A 17,820-nucleotide genomic window follows, 5' to 3' on the forward strand; every position below is an offset into this window, starting at 1 on the left:
GATCTCTCCGGAGTCGTACGCCCCGGCCGCAGGGAGATAGCTCAGGCCCTCAGCCTTCGGAGTGGAGCGTTCTCATGACCAACCACTCACCGTTCTTCGCAAACGACACTGAGCTGCGGCACGCACTCGCTGCAACTCAAGGAGCTGACCTAGATGTGCGCCTCGCCACAACACTGCTCTCCCGGATCATCTGGGCTCGCTTGTGTGAGCCTGGCGACCGAGTTGCAGGCTCGCTTATTGCGGCGCTCGGCCCCGAACACGCTTTTGATCTCGTCGTGCAAGGCGCATCAGCAAAAACCACGCTCGAAGCGATCGCCGCTAGCGGGTTCTCCCCCGCCGAGTTTTCGCTCCTCACTCCTGCACGAATTACGGCAGCGATGCAACGCTGGCGCCCGCGACTCAGCAGAAAAGAGACACTTAAAGATCTCAACGCCGCCGCCGCCAATGGCTTCGATGTCATGAGTCCAGATCACGCAGACTGGCCGAGCGGCCTTGCCGACCTGGAGCACGCAGCTCCACCACTTTTATGGTTCCAAGGAAACGTTTCGGCACTCAACGCTGGAGGGCTAGCGATCGTAGGAGCACGTGCCTGCACAAATTACGGTCGAGAGTTGACAGGTGAATTTGCAGAATATGCGGCGAGCGCAGGGCTCATGGTGGTCTCTGGCGCTGCCTACGGGATCGACGCCGCAGCCCATCACGCCGCCCTCAGCGCACAGCAACCAACCGTCGCTGTACTTGCTGGTGGACTTGACCGCCCCTACCCGGCAGGACACACCGCTCTTATTGCAGAGATAGCGCGCCGCGGGGCCGTCTGCTCTGAAGTTGTTCCCGGCACCGCTCCGACAAGATGGCGGTTCCTGCAACGGAACAGACTCATTGCCGCACTCGCACACGCAACGCTCGTCACTGAGGCAGGCGCACGATCCGGGTCACTCAATACTGCTGGGCATGCTGCGGAGCTCGGCCGACCGCTTGCTGCTGTGCCGGGCCCGATCACGAGTCCTGCTTCGGCAGGGTGCCACGCACTCATTCGGAATCTCGGGGCAGAGCTCGTCTCAAACACTTCTGAGCTACGTGAGTTCCTCAGGCTTGAAGCAATCGGTTCGGCGTCAGAGGCCAGCAATGCAAGGCAGCTTTCCGTCCACCGGCGGGTACTGGACGCCCTGCCATTGCGGAATACTCGCAGCGCCACTGAGACTTCTCGTGTCTCTGGGGTCACGCTCACAGAGGCTCGGCAAGCGCTTGCCGAGCTAGAGCTTCTCGGGTTCGTGGAACGAGACCCCTTAGATCCCCAGAACTGGAGGTTACTCAAACGCGAGTGAAGCTACGTCCGCTGGAGGAGCCCCTATGTATAGGGTGCAAGCATGGCAACCACCTTCTCCTTCCGCGTTGGCGTAGAAGAATCGCATGAGGTCACAGTGAACTTGGCCGGCGTCAGGCATGTTGTGACGATTAGTGTGGATGGCCACATAATCCTCACAGGAGGCGGCAATCTCGGTATCCTCATGCCGAACGTGTTCGACCTCGAAGTTGGTTTTGTGGAGAAGCATATGGTCTCCGTGCGTTTCATCGCGGCTCAGGTCATCGACGGGGGTGCTACCTATATTGACGTCTTCGTTGACGGCAGGTTCGCGTTCCGTCACCCCTGGTGAAACGATCCTCGCCTAGGACGCGAAAGCGGCCCACTCTCGCCTAGCGAGCGGGCCGCTTTTCGCGTCTGCCAGCAGTAACAGTTACGTCAGACTTCTTATCACCCTGCCAGGAACAGGATCGAGTGGCGCTCGCCGTCGCCAGACTTCTGCGATCGCTACACAGACAGTGCGCACCGACCGTTGTGTCCGCATCGCATTGGCGATAGCGTCGTAACCAGATCTGCAACATAATCGCTCATGCTTTCAGCGCGATGTCATCGCACCACTCAACGACGAGTCAGGCGAAGTGACAGCGTGCCAAGGCACGGTTCTGAGGACTTTTCAATGACGTCGAGTACCACCACACCAGATTCAGTTTCACGCAAGGACCCGACGGAGCTCCGCGCCCCGGGCATGATTATCGGCGCGGTGATCATCGTCGTGCTCTTGATCGGCGTCGCATTCGCGCTCGACGCGGTGAAGGGCATCTTCGCTGGCGGCGCACCCGCGCCTGCGGCGAGCGCTTCACCGCAACCAGAAGGGTTTGGGGCGTGGGTGAGCTGGACGATCAGCGATATCACGTCGCCTCAGTTCTACAAGCTGCCCCTCGCTTCCATTGGCCTCTTCCTCGGCGCTGCGCTCGCATGGTGGGCGTGGAAGCGTGGTCGCGCCTGGGGCGGCATCGCGGTCTCGTATGGTTCGGGGCTGTGGCCGTGGATCCTTGGTTCGGCGACGCTCAGTCTCATCCTTTCGAACGTCGCGTTTGGCTGGCGGATCGATGACACCTGGCAGTCCACCTTCATCCCGTTCGTGTGTGTGCCCGCCGCGATCGTACTGATCTATGGTTCGGGTTGGAAGACGCTCTTCACTGGCGCGGTCCTTGGCGCGGGTATCGCGACTCCCCTGTCGATCCCGCTGATCATGTATGTGACGGTGCCGCTCGGTCTCCCCGGCGTTGCTGCAAACACCATGGCTATGGCGCTCGGTACCGCGATCTCGTGCCTAATTGCGCGCTATCTGCCGTGGATGGAGCGTCCGGCCGCGCCGAAGCAAGACGCAGCGCCGGCGGCCCCCGCGACCACTATCACGGGCACACCAACGCTGTGGAAGGACGCGGCTTGGACAATGCGCCGCGTTATCGCCGATTTCTCAGAGGCACAGTTCTGGGCGACCGAGCTCGCTTCGATTGGCATGCTGATCGGCCTCGCAATCACGGTCATGATCGGTCCGGCTGAGCTGGCTGGCCTTCTCCCGCAGATTCTCGTGGCGCAAGGCCTCACCGCGGCGATCGGCGTAGTTGTGTGGCGGCGTGGACTTCGTGGCGGCGGCTACGTTCCCACCTATATCCCCGTCGTCTCCGTCGCTCCAGCGTGCGTGCTGGCCTTCGGTGGCACGGTTCCCGCGATCATCCTCGGTGCGGTGCTCGGCGCGCTTATTGGCCCATTCATCTCTCGCCTGATTGAAAAGATCCTCGCGTCCGATTTCCACCCGGTCATCGCGTTCACCTTCGCGATGGCGGTCACCTCGGCAATCGTTGTACCGACGCTCGGCCTCATTCTGAATTAGTGACCGGTCAGGGCGCGGTTCAGTGCCAGCTGGAAAGGCTCACAGCCAAAAGATTGTGAGCCTTTCCAGCTTCCTGCTCCATGCGAGCCACAATAGAGGCATGGATATCCGTGACGCAGTGGACAGCTTCCTCACCATCGTGCGCCACGAGTATGGCTACTCGGAGCACACCGTTACCGCTTACCGCCGCGATCTCGAACTCCTCTCAGCTTTCGCCGTGGAGCGGCAGCTCACCAATGTCACGGATCTCACGCTTGATCTACTGCGAGACTGGCTCTGGCAGCGCCAGCAGACTGGGCTTTCCCCAGCGACACTCTCCCGCAACGTCGCGACGTTGAAGTCGTTCGGGTCTTGGCTTGAGACCAGAGGTTATGTTCCAGGCAGCCCTGCATCGCGCCTACGCGCCCCGAAGTCGCCGCAGTCGCTTCCCCGTGTCCTCACCGCCGATCAGGCGGAACGCATTCTCACGCGTGCTGCCAGCCTTGCCGAGAGTGGTGATCCCACGAAGCTCCGGGATCATGCCGCGCTTGAGCTGCTGTACGCATCTGCGTTGCGTGTATCTGAGCTGTGTTCACTCACCGTCGCTGGCTACGCGCCAGGTGATCGCACCGTGCGCGTGCTCGGCAAGGGCAATAAGGAGCGTGTGGTGCCGCTCGGCCGATCCGCCGCCCTTGCGCTCGATCGCTACCTCAGTAGCGGGCGACCGGCACTCCTCGCACGCGCACAGAACACGGGCGCGGATCGGTCTCCCACTCCTGCAACGCAAGCAACCATGTTCCTGGGGAACCGTGGTGGTGCGTTCACCTCGTCTGCCGCGTATCGATTGGTCGCAAAGGAACTCGAACAGGAGCCTGGCAGTGGCCCGCGCGGACCGCACACTCTCCGCCACACCGCCGCCACCCACCTGCTCGACGGCGGCGCCGACCTGCGCGTTGTTCAGGAATATCTTGGTCACTCGAGCCTCGCCAGCACGCAGGTATACACCCACGTCTCGAAGGAACGCCTCGCAGAGAGCTACCGTCAGGCACACCCGCGCGCCTGAGACCGCGTGGCCTGATCCGCTACCCAGAAAGTGGGAGCAAGATCGGCCGTGCCAAGAAGAACCGCATGGGGTTCACATAGGCACCATCGATTCTGACGCCGACGTGCACACATTCCGCGTAGCAGTGACCGCCGCTGGCCATCTCACCGAGCACGGCTCCGCGACTGACGAAATCACCGATGACGAACTCCGAGCGCACCGGCTCCAGCGACACAAGTGTCTGCGCATCGACGCGGATGGTGACGAGCGGGCGGTCAGCAACCACGCCAGCGAATGTCACTTCGCCCGCGGTAGGCGCGAGCACAGCTGCGCCAGGGAGAGCAGGCAGGTCGATTCCTCGATGGCCTGACGCATAGCGATTAGGTGGTGCCCGATACCGGCCGGAAACCTGCAACGCAGTGCCGACCGGGGGTAGCCATTTTCCAGGGGAGGCCGCGGCGGTCGCGTCGGCAGGCGGTGCCGGGATTGACGAGGTCGACGGCACTGACGGCGCTGCCACGGCAACCGGAACCGCCGGACTCACCAGGAAAAGGGTCAAAACCAACGAGTACACACACGAGACGAAACGATTCATGCGGCAAGTGTGGTGCACCGGTTGTCGCCAGACACACAAAAACCGCCTCTGAGGCGGTTGTTGTGGAGAAATACTTGAAACCGGGGGCTGTGAGCAACCTACCGGTCGAGCGACAGGTCCTCAGGGAACTTCAGCTCGTGCGCCGAAAGCTCCTCAACGTTGACGTCCTTGAACGTCAACACCCGAACCGACTTCACGAAGCGGTTGGCGCGGTACACGTCCCACACCCACACGTCAGTCATGGACAGCTCAAAGTAAAAATCGTTGCCCGCGTCCTGGCGTTTCAGCTCAACATCGTTCGCCAGGTAGAAACGGCGTTCCGTCTCTACGACATAGCGAAACTGGCTTGCGATATCGCGGTACTCACGAAACAGCGATAGCTCGGCTTCGCGCTCGTAATCGTCCAGCTCTTCCTCATTCATCGCCACCATCCTACGCGCCTTCTTGGGGGCGCGCCGACAGATTGACTTATTCGAACATATGTTCGAATATTGCTTCATGAATTCTCCGGCGACAGTCCTCGAGCTGCAACAGCGCATCAGCGCAATGCAGCCGCTGCGCCTGCACGAGCGCACGCTACCAACGGCGCCTGAACTCGCTCCGCTCCTTCCCGGCGGCGCACTCCGCGAAGGGGGCATCTACTCGGTCTCCGGCTCTTGGCAGCTCGCGCTTACTTTCCTCGCCCCCGTGTCACAAAGTGGCGCGTGGTGCGGCATTATTGGCTGTCCAGATCTCAGTGCTGAAGCCGCTGCCGAGGTGGGCATTGCTCTTGACCGCTGCATCATCGTGCCAAATCCCGGCAATCGCACGACCGCGGTCGCCGACATGCTGAGCGGCACAGTCACTGCGCTCCTCACGAAGTTTCCCGCCGAGGTCCCACCACACGACGCAGAACACATCGCAGCCAGACTTCGCGAGCAGGGCTCTGCGCTCATTGTCATGGGAGATTGGCGTCGCACCGATGCCGAGATTCGAGTGACAGATTCCCGCTGGCTTGGGCTAGACACTGGCCGCGGTGCACTCCGCGACCGCGAGTTGACCGTTCGCAGCAATGACCACCGCGGCCCTCGCACGCACAAGATCCGATTCGCTGGCGGCCACCTGGCCCCGCAGCAATCACCAGTCCGCTTGGTGGCAACGCGATGAGCCTCGAACAAGCCAAGCAGCGCATCATTGCACTGTGGTTCCCCGATTGGCCCGTTTACGCACACCTTGATGCATTTAGCGCCGAACTGGCCGATCCGCTCCCACCGCTTGCTCTCACGTCCAAGCGCACGATCGTTGCGTGTTCACCCTCGGCGCGCGCACGCGGTGTGCGGATCGGACTGCGCGAGCAAGAAGCCCGCCTCCGCTGCCCAGATCTCGCAATCGAACCACTGCATCCCACGCTGGGAGCAGAGCGCTTCGCGACACTGCTCGCGGCCTTCGCAGACCTTATTCCTCACATCGCCGAAGAACGACCCGGCCTTGCCGTCATGCAGGCACGAGGCCCCGCGCGGTTTTATGGCAGTGAACTGCAGGCCGCACAAGAGCTGTGCAGGTTCGCGACCGAACTCGGCTATGTCACCGCTCGCGTTGGCATAGCCGAGGGCAGATTTGCGGCAGCACAGGCTGCCAGAACTGACGCGCAAAACCCATATCTGGAAACAGCGGAAGCAGGCGTCAGAGTGCTGCGCCCTGGCACCGCGCGAGCGTTTCTTGCGCCGCTCCCTGTAGACCTCGCGATCGCAGCCTCACCACGTTTGGGCGACACATTGCACGGGCTCGGCATCCACACGCTTGGCGCTTTCGCAGCGCTCCCCGAACCTGCCGTGCGCGCCCGTTTCGGCCCCAGCGGTATTGCCGCACACCGTCGCGCGCAGGGGCTTGACCCGGCAACCCCCGCGACAATTCAAGCGTATGCTCCAGCACAGACGTTCGAGGTGACACAAGAGTTTGAGTCCCCTATTGATACTGCTGAACAACTCGCTTTTGCGTGCAGTGCGCTCGCAAATACCTGTGTCGATCAGCTCGCGCAGGCAAACCTTGTCTGCACAGAGCTTCGCATCACTCTGGTCGATGACATCGGCGTACTTCACGAGCGAGTCTGGGGACACCCCCAGCATTTCTCTGCGGCAGATCTCCTCACGCGTATTCGCTGGCAAAGTGAACAGGTTCCCCGCGCTCCCGAACGCACTGGGTCTGGCATCGCGCGAATCCTGGTGTTTCCAGTTCGTACTGATGCGGCTGCGGCGCACGAACCAGGCCTCTGGAACACCGGCGCAGACGAACGCGTGCATCACCAGTTCAGTCGCGTGCAACAGCTCCTCGGCCCGAGCAGCATCGGCACGTTCTCTCTCACAGGTGGGCGCCTTGTCAGCGAACGTCAGGCGTTCACGCCGTGGGGCACCGTACAAGCTGACGCGTCACGCAACAGTGCCGCTGCACCGTGGCCGGGGGCGCTCTCGGAGCCGCATCCCTCTCTCGTTTTTGATCCACCAATTCCCGCGCATCTCATTGGCACCGATGGCACTCCCCTGCTCGTCACCTCCGATGACGTATTGTCAGCAGACCCTGCTGAGTTCACGGCAGGGTCACAGCAGAGTGTTCAGGTCGCGCACTGGTCCTTCCCGTGGCCGTTGCGTGAGCGTTGGTGGGAAGGCAGACCAGTCAGACACCGCTTACAGATCGAGCTTGCAGACGGCACTGCCTGGCTTCTCATTACTTCGAACCAGTCATGGTTCGCCGAGGGGAAGTACGACTGATGGCTGGCTGGCACAACCCAAAGATCACCTGGTCCGAGCTTGAGCGCAGGCTCTCCGGGCGCCCGGACGCGGGCGCCCAAGTGGCCGCAACACCGCCGGCAGAGAAGGTTTCCCCGCGTCAGGGATCCGCCCACACACCAGAACGTGATGACTCCCACATTCCGTATGCAGAGTTGCATGCGCACTCCCACTACAGCTTCCTCGACGGCGCATCCTCACCGCAGCAGCTCATCCGCACCGCGGCCGAACTTGACCTCGATGGCATCGCAATCACCGATCACGATGGCCTCTATGGGGCTGCCCGTTTCGCAGAGGAAGCAACCGCTTTCCCCAACGTTCGCACCGTATACGGGGCCGAACTCAGTCTCGGCCTCGATGTCCCCCAGCTCGGCGCGATCGACCCAGTTGGCACGCACCTGCTCGCACTCGCCCACGGCCAGGAGGGATATCACCGACTCGCGAGCGCGATTACCCACGCGCAACTGGCCGGCGGCGCAAAAGGCCGCCCCGTCTATGACCTCGAGTCGCTCGCCGAATCAGCTGGCGGCGAATGGGCCATTCTGACCGGCTGCCGCAAGGGCGCGGTACAGCAGGCACTCAATACCGCTTCGAACAGATCCGACGGAGAAGACGCGGCCCTATTGGAACTCAATCGCCTCATTGCACTCTTCGGACGCGACCAGGTGCACGTTGAGCTCACGCACCACGGCCGCCCCGGCGACGATGCGCGGATCGACCAGCTCGCCGGCCTTGCCAAGCACGCAGGTGTGCCCATCTTGGCAACCGGCAACGTGCACTACGCGACCCTCGCTGAGACGCCACTGGCCGAAGCGGTGGCCGCGGTTCGCGCGCGGAGAAGTCTCGCGGAAATGAACCCGTATCTGCCTGCGAACGGTTCTGCACGATTGCGAAGCGGTGCCTGGATGCTGAACCGGTTTGCCAGGCACGCAGACGCTGTGCTGCGCACCGCGCCCCTGGCCCGCGAACTCGCGTTCCCTCTCGCCAAGGCGAAGCCAAACCTGCCCCGTATCCCACTACCTGACGGGCAGACGCAGATGGGTTGGCTCCGCGAACTCGTCTGGCGCGGCGCTGAACAGCGGTACGGGCAAGCACTCGACGCGGCAAAGCGCGCACGCATCGAGCGCGAACTCGGAGTCATTGAAGCAAAAGACTTCCCCGGTTACTTCCTCATCGTGCACGACATCGTGCAGCATGCCCGTAGCCTCGGCATCCTCTGCCAGGGGCGCGGATCGGCTGCGAACTCAGCCGTTTGCTACGTGCTCGAAATCACCGCGGTCGACTCGATCTACTACGACCTCCCGTTTGAGCGATTCCTCTCAAGCATGCGCGATGAAGAGCCAGACATCGATGTCGACTTCGATTCTGAGCGCCGCGAAGAGGTCATCCAATACGTCTACGCCAAATACGGCAGGCTGAACGCCGCTCAGGTTGCCAACGTCATCACGTACCGCCCGAAAGCAGCGGTGCGCGATGCCGCGCGCGCCCTCGGTTATAGTTCTGCCCAGCAGACGGCATGGACGAAACAGCTTGAACGCGGCGGCAAGATCGCCGAGAACACCGCGCTGCCAGCGCCTGTCGCCAAGTTGGCAGAGATGATGTTGACGGCGCCACGTCACCTCGGTATTCACTCCGGCGGCATGGTACTCACCGACCGTCCCGTCGGCGAGGTCTGCCCAATCGAGCACGCCCGCATGGAGCGCCGCACGGTCCTCCAATGGGACAAAGACGACTGCGCGTCTATGGGTCTTGTCAAGTTTGATCTACTTGGACTCGGCATGCTGAGCGCGATCCGCAAATCATTCGACATGATCGCGGCAGGCACCGGTGAGCAATGGAGCATCGAAACCATTCCCCGTGAAGAGAGCGGCGTCTACGACATGCTCTGCCGCGGTGACGCGGTCGGTGTCTTCCAGCTCGAAAGCCGCGCGCAGCTCAATACGCTCCCCCGACTCAAACCACGCAAGTTCACTGACCTCGTGATTGAAATTGCGCTCATCCGGCCGGGGCCAGTACAAGGCGGCTCCGTGCACCCCTACCTCCGCAGACGCTCGGGTGCCGAGCCCATCACCTATCCGCATCCCACGCTTGAGCCCGTACTCAAGCGCACGCTCGGCATTCCACTCTTCCAAGAGCAGCTCATGCAGATGGCAATGGCCGTTGGCAATTTCACGGGTGAAGATGCCGACCAGCTCCGCCGAGCAATGGGGTCAAAGCGCGGCGAGGAGCGGATCGACAAGCTCAAGTCGAAACTCTTCACTGGCATGGCCGAACACGGCATCGTGGGTGATGAGGCAGCTCGAATCTTCGAACAGATCGAGGCGTTTGCGAGCTTCGGCTTCGCAGAAAGCCATTCGATCAGCTTTGCGTTGCTCGTCTACGTGAGTGCCTGGCTCAAGCTGCACTATCCGGCGGCGTTCCTCGCTGGGCTGTTGCAGTCTCAACCCATGGGCTTCTACTCACCGCGATCACTCGTCGAAGACTCCCGAAGGCACGGCGTCGAGGTGTTGCCCCCTGATGTCCAGTTCTCCGATGTCGCCTCGGTCATCGCCCCGAGCGCTTCGCAGGGTTCGCGCGCTTCGCAAGGTTCGCCCAGCCCGCTCCAAGAACCGAGTGGGATCCACGCCTGCACCATCTTCGAACAACCACCGGTGGGCCTATTCGACAGCAGTAGACCAGACGAGAGCGGGCAACACCGACGTGACCGCAATGTTCATGTGCGGCTCGGTCTCACTGAGATCCGCGGCATCGAGACGGCAACAGCAGAGCGCATCGTCGCAGCCCGCGCGCGCGAGCCGTTCCTCGACATGGCCGACCTTGCCCGCAGAGCAGACCTCAGCAAAGATCAGCTCGAGGCGCTCGCGAGCGCGGGCGCGTGCAGCGGCATCGGTCTTGAACGACGCGAGGCACTCTGGTCGGCAGGCCCCAGCTCAGAAAACCGTGAGCGTTATCTCCCAGGCATCGCCACCTCCGTGCAACCGCCCCTGCTACCTCTCCTCACCCCTGGCGAGCAATCTGCACTCGATCTTTGGAGCACGGGTGTGGTCACCGAGCATCATCCGCTCAGCCTGTTGCGCGACCAGCTCGATGTACGTCGTGTCGTACGATCCGACCGCACCAGCCAGGTACGTCCAGGGAGCATCGTCGAAGTCGCTGGCGTCGTCACCCATCGGCAGCGCCCCAGCACGGCAGGCGGTGTCACCTTCCTCACTCTTGAAGATGAGAGTGGCACCGTCAACATCGTGGTCTGGCAGAAGATGTGGGAGCGGCACAGGTTGGTGGCTCGATCCGCGCCAGCGCTCATCGTGCGAGGCCGCCTAGAACGATCACCAGAAGGGGTAGAAAACGTCGTCGCCGAAAGTTTCGAGCCTTTAGCTGCCCCACCCGCCGTGCAGTCTCGAGATTTTCAATGAACATTAGCTAAGCTGACCGAGTGAACACCACAGCACGGTCCACCGCTTTCTTCACCGACCATTACGAGCTGACGATGGTTGATGCGGCGCTTCGCAATGGCACCGCTCACCGTCAGAGCGTCTTTGAGCTGTTTGCGCGCCGACTCTCGGGCGCACGTCGATACGGCGTTGTTGCCGGCGTCGGCCGTCTGCTCGAAGCAATCGAACAGTTCCGTTTCGGTGACGCTGAACTCGAGTTCCTCCGTCGCAAGAACATTGCGAGCGCCGAGACACTCGATTGGCTCGCAAACTACCGTTTCAGCGGTGACATCTGGGGCTACCCCGAAGGTGAAGTCTTCTTCCCCGGCTCACCACTGCTGACGGTTGAGTCAACCTTCGCTGAGGGCGTGGTACTCGAGACTCTCGCCCTCTCCATCCTCAACGCTGATTCTGCCGTCGCAACCGCTGCTTCGCGCATGACCAATGCGGCGCATGGCAAGCCGCTTGCAGAGATGGGCTCACGCCGCACCGGTGAGTACAGCGCGGTCGCAGCCGCACGCGCCGCGTACATCGCAGGCTTCGGCGCCACCTCAAATCTCGAGGCTGGTCGCACGTACGGTATCCCAACGATGGGCACCGCCGCGCACAGCTTTACCCTCCTCCACGACAGCGAGCGTGAAGCATTTGAGGCACAGATTGCCGCGTTCGGTGTCGATACCACGCTCCTCGTTGACACCTATGACATCGAGCAGGGCGTGCGCACCGCGATCGACGTTGCTGGCACCGAACTTGGCGCTGTGCGCATCGACTCGGGCGATCTCCCAGTCGTCGTCGCGCGGGTGCGAAACCTGCTTGATAGCCTCGGCGCAACCAACACGAAGATCACCGTCACAAACGACCTCGATGAGCACACCGTGGCTGCGCTTTCCCACTCTCCGGTCGATGCGTTCGGGGTCGGCACCTCGGTGGTTGTTGGTTCAGGCACCCCGACCATGGGTATGGTCTACAAGCTCGTCTCCCGCCAGGGAAACGACGGCGAGTGGGTCTCAGTCGCGAAAAAGAGTGCAGACAAGGCCACCGTCGGCGGCCGCAAGTCTGTACGACGCACTTTTGACGCGAAGGGGCACGCAAACGCAGAGCTCATCTTTGCGAGCAGCGACCCTGCAGAGCAGCACGGTTCGCACGCAAACGACGACGCCGCCGCAGCGACCACCGGTCGAGACGTGCTCGTACCGCTCATGCTCAACGGCGAAATCGAGTCCGGTCATACCGGCCAGGAGGGGATCGCGCTCGCACGCGAACGTCATATTACGAGCGTCGCAGAGCTGCCACTCGTGGCAATGAGCCTCACACGAGGAGACCCCGCTATCCCTACCGAATACCGGTAAAGCGCGGGGTCTCTGCGAGGGGGTGCGTTACTTACGCATTCCCTCGTACACCTTCTTGCAGTCTGGGCAGACCGGGAACTTCTCGGGGTCACGCGACGGCGTCCACTTCTTGCCGCAGAGGGCACGCACGGGTTTGCCGGTCACCGCCGATTCGAGGATCTTGTCTTTCGGCACATAGTGCGAAAAACGCTCGTGATCGCCGTCTTCAATCTGCGAGTCTTCGAGAAGCTTCTCGAGTTCGCGGTCGAGAACGTCGACCCCTCCAGCAGGCTCAGACTCACGTCGCGTAAAGATTCCCATAGCTGGCATTCTACCGCGCAAACCAAAAGCCGGCTGAGTCGAAATAAGACCCAGCCGGCTTTTCACGAGCAGTTCGCACTCCAGTGAACTAGTCGAACATCTGTGTTGCCGCGATAAGTTCTGGACCGCGTCGATTGAAGATCGCGCCACCAATCAGCACGCCGACAATGAGCACAAGCAAGCCGAAGCCGAGACCAACGACAAGCGCAAGAATGTTCCAGCCAAGTTCGGGCACCGCAATCGCGTATCCCGAGAGCAGTACAGGGACGAGCGAGAGCATGGCGGCGGTGATCATCGACATCGTCTGAGCGGTGCCAGAACCAGAGCCAGACCACTGCGGCTGCGCAAAGGGGCTCTCACCGGGACGCGTCGCAGGATACGGCATCAGTGCAGAGAAGATACTCGAAACGCCACTCGCAACCAACAGCACACCAAGGTTCATGCCGATCAGAGCTGGCAACACACGCCAATCACCGATGATCGTCGCGGTCAGGCTTGAGCCAATCACCGCGATCGGAACGCCGAACATCAGTACAGGAGCAAGTCTGCCCCAACGATCTGCGCGGCCGTCAACACCACTTGCGACGTGTTCCCAAATCGCCGTCGAGTCCATTGCGACATCGTTGTGCTGCGACCAACCGAAGAGGAGCATCAGCACCGGGAGCGGAATCACCGCGAGCACGCGAATATCTGCGCCGGCCACCCAGAAGGCAAGCAGCATCACGATCGGCGCGATCGGAATAGCAGCGAGCGCAACACGGTAACGCGGATCTCGTGCCCAGTACGTCAGCTGACGCGCAGCAATTGCTGAAGCCGGGCGAGCTGCGAAGCGTTCGAACCAGCCGAGGCCGCGTCGGGCGCTCAGCACGTCGACCGGCGCTTCAAGCGAGACATGAGTCTTGCCGGCTACGAGGAACCACAGACCACCAAGCACGATCGTCGAGCCGAGCAATACACTCAGGCGCAGCAGCGCGTCGACGGTCATACCGGTGCCAAACATTGAGCTTGCGGTCAGGCCAGCACCGAAGGGCGTCCATCCAAGCACGCGAGCTGCGTCTTCAAGCATCTGTGCTTCTTCAGGACGGAACACCGTGGCGAAGGCAAAAGCGATGACAGGAACGATTGCAATCAACAGGACGACGCCGATGAGGCGAACGGTGCCTTCGATCCGGGCACTCACCCACAGCTTGGAAAGACCTGCCATCAGCCGAGCGCTCACCAATACGAACAGCGCAGTCAGTACTCCAGCGAGCGGAACAGCCCAGACAGGGCCGACCGTCCACAGCGGGCGGGTACACAGCACAGTCACTAGCCACACAATGAAGGTGAAGAACGGCCACGTCAAGACGCCAGAGGACAGCATTGCCCATGCGATCGAGCGTGAACGCACCGGGTAGGCAGTGAACTGGCGAACATCGAGCATACGACGCGAGTCAAAGAATGGGACGATGGTTGCAGCGATCAGCAGGATCGAGCCAACGAGCACGTCGATCGTGTCACGCACGACGATATCGTTCACCACCAGCAGCGGCAGCAGTCCAAGCAGCACGGCCGCAGCGAAGCCGAGCATGAGACGGATCGCCGCGCGAACGACGTGACCTGCGGAGCCGCGGAAGATTCCGCCGAGCAGTGCTACTCGGAGTCGGAAGAGCCTTGCAGCCACTCGAGCCCCTTCTCTTCTTCGCGCTCGCCAGTAAGCGAACGGAACCGCTCTTCCAAGCTCATGCCATCGCGAACATCGTCGACGGTGCCCTGAGCGATGACCGAGCCATCAACAATGATTGCGACGTGGTCGCACACGCGCTGGATCAGGTCCAGACTGTGGCTCGACATCACGACGCTGCCGCCGCCTGCGACGTACTTCTCAAGAATTTCGGTGAGATTTGCAGCCGAGACAGGGTCGATCGCTTCGAACGGCTCGTCAAGCACGAGCACCTGCGGCGCGTGAATCATCGAGCACGCGAGTGCGATCTTCTTCTGCATGCCAGCGGAATAGTCAGAGACAAGACGAGTGAGCGCCGAGTCAAGGCCAAAGGCCCGCGCAAGCTCAGCGCCGCGCTTTGCAACGTCTGCTTCTGGAACGCCGTGCAGGACGCCGCAGTAGTACAGCAGCTGGGCGCCAGTCAGACGGTCAAACAGACGTAGTCGGTCGGGCAGTGTGCCGATAAGGCGCTTTGCAGCAGGACCATCGGCCCACACATCAACATCGCTGACCGTCACGCGGCCCGAGGACGGACGCAGCAGGCCACTGATCATCGAAAGTGTCGTGGTCTTGCCTGCGCCGTTCGGGCCGACAAAGCCGGTGAAGGAGCCAGCGTGTACCTCAATTGACACTTCGCCAGCGGCGACAACCGAGCCGTAGATCTTGGTGAGCATCTCTGTGCGCAGGACGACTGGGTTTTGCGTGGCAATTCGGCCGCGCTCACGAGCACGAACGACCGAGGGAATCGGCACCTCGATACGGCCCGTGCGGGGCGCAGCGTGCGAGGTTGTTGCCTGAGCATCAGCCGCTTCTGGCGTCTTCACGGTCGCCTGCTCTGGCTCTGGCGCAGAACGCTCAGGAGCCTCAGCCTGCGTTGCCGACGTGCGACTCGGTCGCACTCGCGGCGCAGGGGTCGAATTCACGTCGGATTCGCTGGCGCCAGTGGGTAACACGTCTGGTTCAGACGCGCCATCGCTGGTCGCAGAAGAGGATTCGTGCTGCACGCTATTAATCTACCAAACGTTAATCGTCGCGACCGGTCGACTCACAGGAGTCGATGCCGTCACGTTACTTTTCGGTTCCCGGGTGAGTACCGAGGTCACCGTCGGGTTGAGATCTGTGCTGAGTAGCGTCAGCAGCACGATGCGCTGCCGCCCGCTCCATCAGCGTTTCGATCGCAGCGTGGAAGCGCTTGGTCGGCGCCCCCGGTGTCGTGTCGCCGAAGTATCGCTCTGACCACACACCGAGACGCTCGCGGGCGGTGCCGTCGTTGATCACACCGTCGAGCACGTCGGCGATTGACGTGGTCTGCGACGCATCAAGCCACTCGCACACGCTGAGGTAGCCGCCCTCGTCGACGGTGGCCTCTTCAGCAATCGGACGGGTAACCATGAGCGGTTTGCCAGTTGCGAGCCGGTCGTACACCATCGCCGAGATGTCACAGATCGCGACGTCTGGCACACGCAGCTGCCAGCCAAGAGCCGGAGCGGTGTCATAGACGTGATGAGCTGCAGGATCGGCCTCGTTTGCCGCGGCGATCATCGCAATGATGCGCTTGTTCGCGGCCCCGAAGCTTTCACTGACAACACCGCTACGCGGATGCGGGCGGTAGACCACACGGTGCTTGCCTGTCGCAAGGAGCTCACGCACGAGCCCCTCACCGTGCGACTCCACGGAGCCGTAGCTCGCTGCAGGTCGGTCGCCTTCCCAAGTTGGTGAATAGAGCACGACCGTACGGCCATCTGCGGGGAATGGCGGTTCGCCGTCGAAATAGTCAGCTTGCGGACGGCCAATCTCGATAGTGCGCGACTCAACGTCGTAATCCCACAGTGCGGCAGACAATCGTGCGCGAGCGGCCTGCCCAGCAACAAACGCATAGTCATACGTTTTGTACTGGTTGCTCGTCATATACATTTTGTCGCTCTCGCCGTGATTCACGAACACGTGCCAACGCGAGCCATAGCGCATCATCTGGAAGTTACGCGTGTTCTGGTTCACGTAAAGAATGACATCGAGCTGTTCCTGCTCGATGAAACGCTCAAGGTGCGTCACCTTGGGCACGTGAACGACGTCGAGGCCGCTCTCCGTGATGAGCTGGCGTGCACCCGCAGTGTTGCGCGCCAGGACGACAACGGGCCAGCTCTTCGAGAGCTCCGCGAGCGGCGCGTACCACTGACGCATCTGGTAGATATTCACGTCGCTGTCAGCGAAGTACACGCCAACACGGTACTTTCCGACGGGCAGCGGGCCGCGCTCTTCAAGCAGCTTGCGCAACTCAAAGTGCGCCTTCCGTCCTTTGAGGACCCGCTTTGCGAGCTTGATTGCGCGCTTACTGTCTTTCGCCAACTGCATAAAGCAAGGATACCGGGCAGGTATGGGAAGATCGTGTTGTGAGCGCTGCCAATCCCCTCCCGGAGCTGCCCGAGCTTCCCGCTGTGAGCTACATCATGCCCGTCCTCAACGAGGAAGACTTCCTTGAGGCCGCGGTCGAGACGATCCTCGCGCAGGACTACGACGGTGAGAAGGAGATCGTGCTTGCGCTCGGCCCGTCTCGCGATGCGAGCAATGAGATTGCGGCGCGGATCGCAGGGCGTGACCCCCGCGTCGTCCTCGTCGACAACCCCGAGCGCGACATCCCTACCGGCCTGAATCACGCAATCCGCGCAAGCCACTTCCCCGTGGTGATCCGCGTTGACGCCCACTCGGAACTCACCCCTGACTACACCCGTGTCGCGATCGCAGCGCTGCGCTCGACCGGCGCAGCCAATGTTGGCGGCATCATGCTCGCTGCGGGATCCACGCCTGTGCAACGCGCGATCGCCCGCGGTTACAACAGCCCATATGGCCTCGGCGGCGGCGCGTACCACGGGGACGGTACACCCGGCCCAGCCGAGTCTGCGTATCTCGGTGTCTTCCGACGTGACGTGCTTGACCGGGTCGGTGGCTATGATCCCGCGATTCTGCGCGGTGAAGACTGGGAACTGAACCTGCGGATCCGCCGTCTCGGTGAGACTATCTGGTTCGAACCCAAGCTCGGCGTCACCTATTGGCCGCGTGCGAGCTTCGGTGCGCTCTCTCGCCAATTCTTCGCGACCGGTAACTGGCGCGCTGTCCTCGTCCGTAAGTACGGCGGCGCAAATCCCTGGCGATTTTTCGCCCCTGGCACGCTCGTTGTCGGTCTCGTGATCGGCCTCATCACGCTGCTACTGCAGGCGTGCGGTGTCATGGCTTTTGCCTCAGCGTGGTCGATTCTCTGGGCGCCGACCGCACTCTATGTCCTTGGAATCGTCTTTGCAGTGGCGCGGATCCCAGAACAACACGGGCTTCGCGACCGGTGGCTCACGGCCGTCACCCTCGTAACGATGCATACGTCGTGGGGCTCCGGATTCTTGCGCGGCATCATCTTCGGCGGCGGCAAGGTCGTCGACCGGTCGCGGATTTAGCGTTCACGGATGTCCGT

Annotated in this window: 15 protein-coding genes; 9 read left to right on the plus strand and 6 right to left on the minus strand. The window is 61.9% G+C overall.

The genetic code is table 11. The annotated features are described in order from the left end of the window. Positions 1-74: 74 nt before the first annotated feature. From dprA to ICL81_RS08050, 4 genes are all read left to right on the plus strand, one after another. Complete coding sequence (dprA, locus tag ICL81_RS08035; protein WP_188034398.1) at positions 75-1,325, plus strand: DNA-processing protein DprA; 1,251 nt, start codon at positions 75-77, stop codon at positions 1,323-1,325. A 42-nt stretch (positions 1,326-1,367) separates the two neighbouring features. Then, positions 1,368-1,655 (plus strand): hypothetical protein, encoded by a 288-nt coding sequence (locus ICL81_RS08040; protein ID WP_188034399.1) that lies wholly within the window; start codon positions 1,368-1,370, stop codon positions 1,653-1,655. 324 nt (positions 1,656-1,979) lie between these two features. Beyond that, the gene (locus tag ICL81_RS08045; protein WP_188034400.1) at positions 1,980-3,200 is read left to right on the plus strand and encodes a hypothetical protein; all 1,221 of its coding nucleotides are present in this window, start codon (positions 1,980-1,982) and stop codon (positions 3,198-3,200) included. A 100-nt stretch (positions 3,201-3,300) separates the two neighbouring features. Further along, positions 3,301-4,242, plus strand: a complete 942-nt coding sequence (locus ICL81_RS08050) for a tyrosine recombinase XerC (RefSeq protein WP_188034401.1) — start codon at positions 3,301-3,303, stop codon at positions 4,240-4,242. 19 nt (positions 4,243-4,261) lie between these two features. On the opposite strand, the gene ICL81_RS08055 is transcribed toward ICL81_RS08050, so the two are convergent. Continuing rightward, positions 4,262-4,765, minus strand: a complete 504-nt coding sequence (locus ICL81_RS08055) for a M23 family metallopeptidase (RefSeq protein WP_215394775.1) — start codon at positions 4,763-4,765, stop codon at positions 4,262-4,264. Positions 4,766-4,914: 149 nt separating this feature from the next. Next, on the minus strand, positions 4,915-5,238 hold the full coding sequence (locus tag ICL81_RS08060; RefSeq protein ID WP_188034403.1) for a DUF2469 domain-containing protein: 324 nt from the start codon (positions 5,236-5,238) through the stop codon (positions 4,915-4,917). 76 nt (positions 5,239-5,314) lie between these two features. Here ICL81_RS08060 and ICL81_RS08065 point away from each other — a divergent pair, with 76 nt between their 5' ends. From ICL81_RS08065 to ICL81_RS08080, 4 genes are all read left to right on the plus strand, one after another. Beyond that, positions 5,315-5,962: a hypothetical protein gene (locus tag ICL81_RS08065; protein ID WP_188034404.1), complete on the plus strand. Its 648-nt coding sequence runs from the start codon at positions 5,315-5,317 to the stop codon at positions 5,960-5,962. Then, the gene (locus ICL81_RS08070; RefSeq protein WP_223160632.1) at positions 5,959-7,560 is read left to right on the plus strand and encodes a DNA polymerase Y family protein; all 1,602 of its coding nucleotides are present in this window, start codon (positions 5,959-5,961) and stop codon (positions 7,558-7,560) included. Before ICL81_RS08065 ends, ICL81_RS08070 begins: the two co-directional genes overlap by 4 nt. Further along, positions 7,560-10,991, plus strand: a complete 3,432-nt coding sequence (locus ICL81_RS08075) for an error-prone DNA polymerase (RefSeq protein WP_188034405.1) — start codon at positions 7,560-7,562, stop codon at positions 10,989-10,991. Before ICL81_RS08070 ends, ICL81_RS08075 begins: the two co-directional genes overlap by 1 nt. A 74-nt stretch (positions 10,992-11,065) precedes the next feature. Beyond that, positions 11,066-12,358, plus strand: a complete 1,293-nt coding sequence (locus tag ICL81_RS08080; protein ID WP_251381984.1) for a nicotinate phosphoribosyltransferase — start codon at positions 11,066-11,068, stop codon at positions 12,356-12,358. A gap of 27 nt (positions 12,359-12,385) precedes the next feature. Here ICL81_RS08080 and ICL81_RS08085 read toward each other — a convergent pair whose 3' ends face one another. From ICL81_RS08085 to ICL81_RS08100, 4 genes are all read right to left on the minus strand, one after another. Further along, complete coding sequence (locus tag ICL81_RS08085; protein WP_188024730.1) at positions 12,386-12,658, minus strand: DUF3039 domain-containing protein; 273 nt, start codon at positions 12,656-12,658, stop codon at positions 12,386-12,388. Between the two features lie 88 nt (positions 12,659-12,746). Then, positions 12,747-14,321, minus strand: a complete 1,575-nt coding sequence (locus tag ICL81_RS08090) for a hypothetical protein (protein ID WP_188034407.1) — start codon at positions 14,319-14,321, stop codon at positions 12,747-12,749. Then, complete coding sequence (locus tag ICL81_RS08095) at positions 14,291-15,364, minus strand: ABC transporter ATP-binding protein (RefSeq protein WP_353055465.1); 1,074 nt, start codon at positions 15,362-15,364, stop codon at positions 14,291-14,293. Before ICL81_RS08095 ends, ICL81_RS08090 begins: the two co-directional genes overlap by 31 nt. 64 nt (positions 15,365-15,428) lie before the next feature. Next, positions 15,429-16,712, minus strand: coding sequence for a CDP-glycerol glycerophosphotransferase family protein (locus ICL81_RS08100; protein ID WP_251381969.1), 1,284 nt, complete (start codon positions 16,710-16,712; stop codon positions 15,429-15,431). A gap of 38 nt (positions 16,713-16,750) precedes the next feature. On the opposite strand from ICL81_RS08100, the gene ICL81_RS08105 reads away from it, so the two are divergent. Then, entirely contained in the window at positions 16,751-17,803 is a 1,053-nt protein-coding gene (locus ICL81_RS08105) for a glycosyltransferase family 2 protein (protein WP_353055466.1), read from the plus strand. Positions 17,804-17,820: the final 17 nt, after the last annotated feature.

Origin of the sequence: Leucobacter sp. cx-328 (assembly GCF_014530035.1) — a bacterium.
In the GTDB taxonomy this organism is placed as follows: domain Bacteria; phylum Actinomycetota; class Actinomycetes; order Actinomycetales; family Microbacteriaceae; genus Leucobacter.

Excerpts from the sequence above, each read along its gene's own strand:
- dprA (WP_188034398.1), top strand. The coding sequence starts at position 75 with ATGACCAACCACTCACCGTTCTTCGCAAACGACACTGAGCTGCGGCAC.
- ICL81_RS08040 (WP_188034399.1), top strand. The coding sequence starts at position 1,368 with ATGGCAACCACCTTCTCCTTCCGCGTTGGCGTAGAAGAATCGCATGAG.
- ICL81_RS08045 (WP_188034400.1), top strand. The coding sequence starts at position 1,980 with ATGACGTCGAGTACCACCACACCAGATTCAGTTTCACGCAAGGACCCG.
- ICL81_RS08050 (WP_188034401.1), top strand. The coding sequence starts at position 3,301 with ATGGATATCCGTGACGCAGTGGACAGCTTCCTCACCATCGTGCGCCAC.
- ICL81_RS08060 (WP_188034403.1), bottom strand. The coding sequence starts at position 5,238 with ATGAATGAGGAAGAGCTGGACGATTACGAGCGCGAAGCCGAGCTATCG.
- ICL81_RS08065 (WP_188034404.1), top strand. The coding sequence starts at position 5,315 with ATGAATTCTCCGGCGACAGTCCTCGAGCTGCAACAGCGCATCAGCGCA.
- ICL81_RS08070 (WP_223160632.1), top strand. The coding sequence starts at position 5,959 with ATGAGCCTCGAACAAGCCAAGCAGCGCATCATTGCACTGTGGTTCCCC.
- ICL81_RS08075 (WP_188034405.1), top strand. The coding sequence starts at position 7,560 with ATGGCTGGCTGGCACAACCCAAAGATCACCTGGTCCGAGCTTGAGCGC.
- ICL81_RS08080 (WP_251381984.1), top strand. The coding sequence starts at position 11,066 with ATGGTTGATGCGGCGCTTCGCAATGGCACCGCTCACCGTCAGAGCGTC.
- ICL81_RS08085 (WP_188024730.1), bottom strand. The coding sequence starts at position 12,658 with ATGGGAATCTTTACGCGACGTGAGTCTGAGCCTGCTGGAGGGGTCGAC.
- ICL81_RS08100 (WP_251381969.1), bottom strand. The coding sequence starts at position 16,712 with ATGCAGTTGGCGAAAGACAGTAAGCGCGCAATCAAGCTCGCAAAGCGG.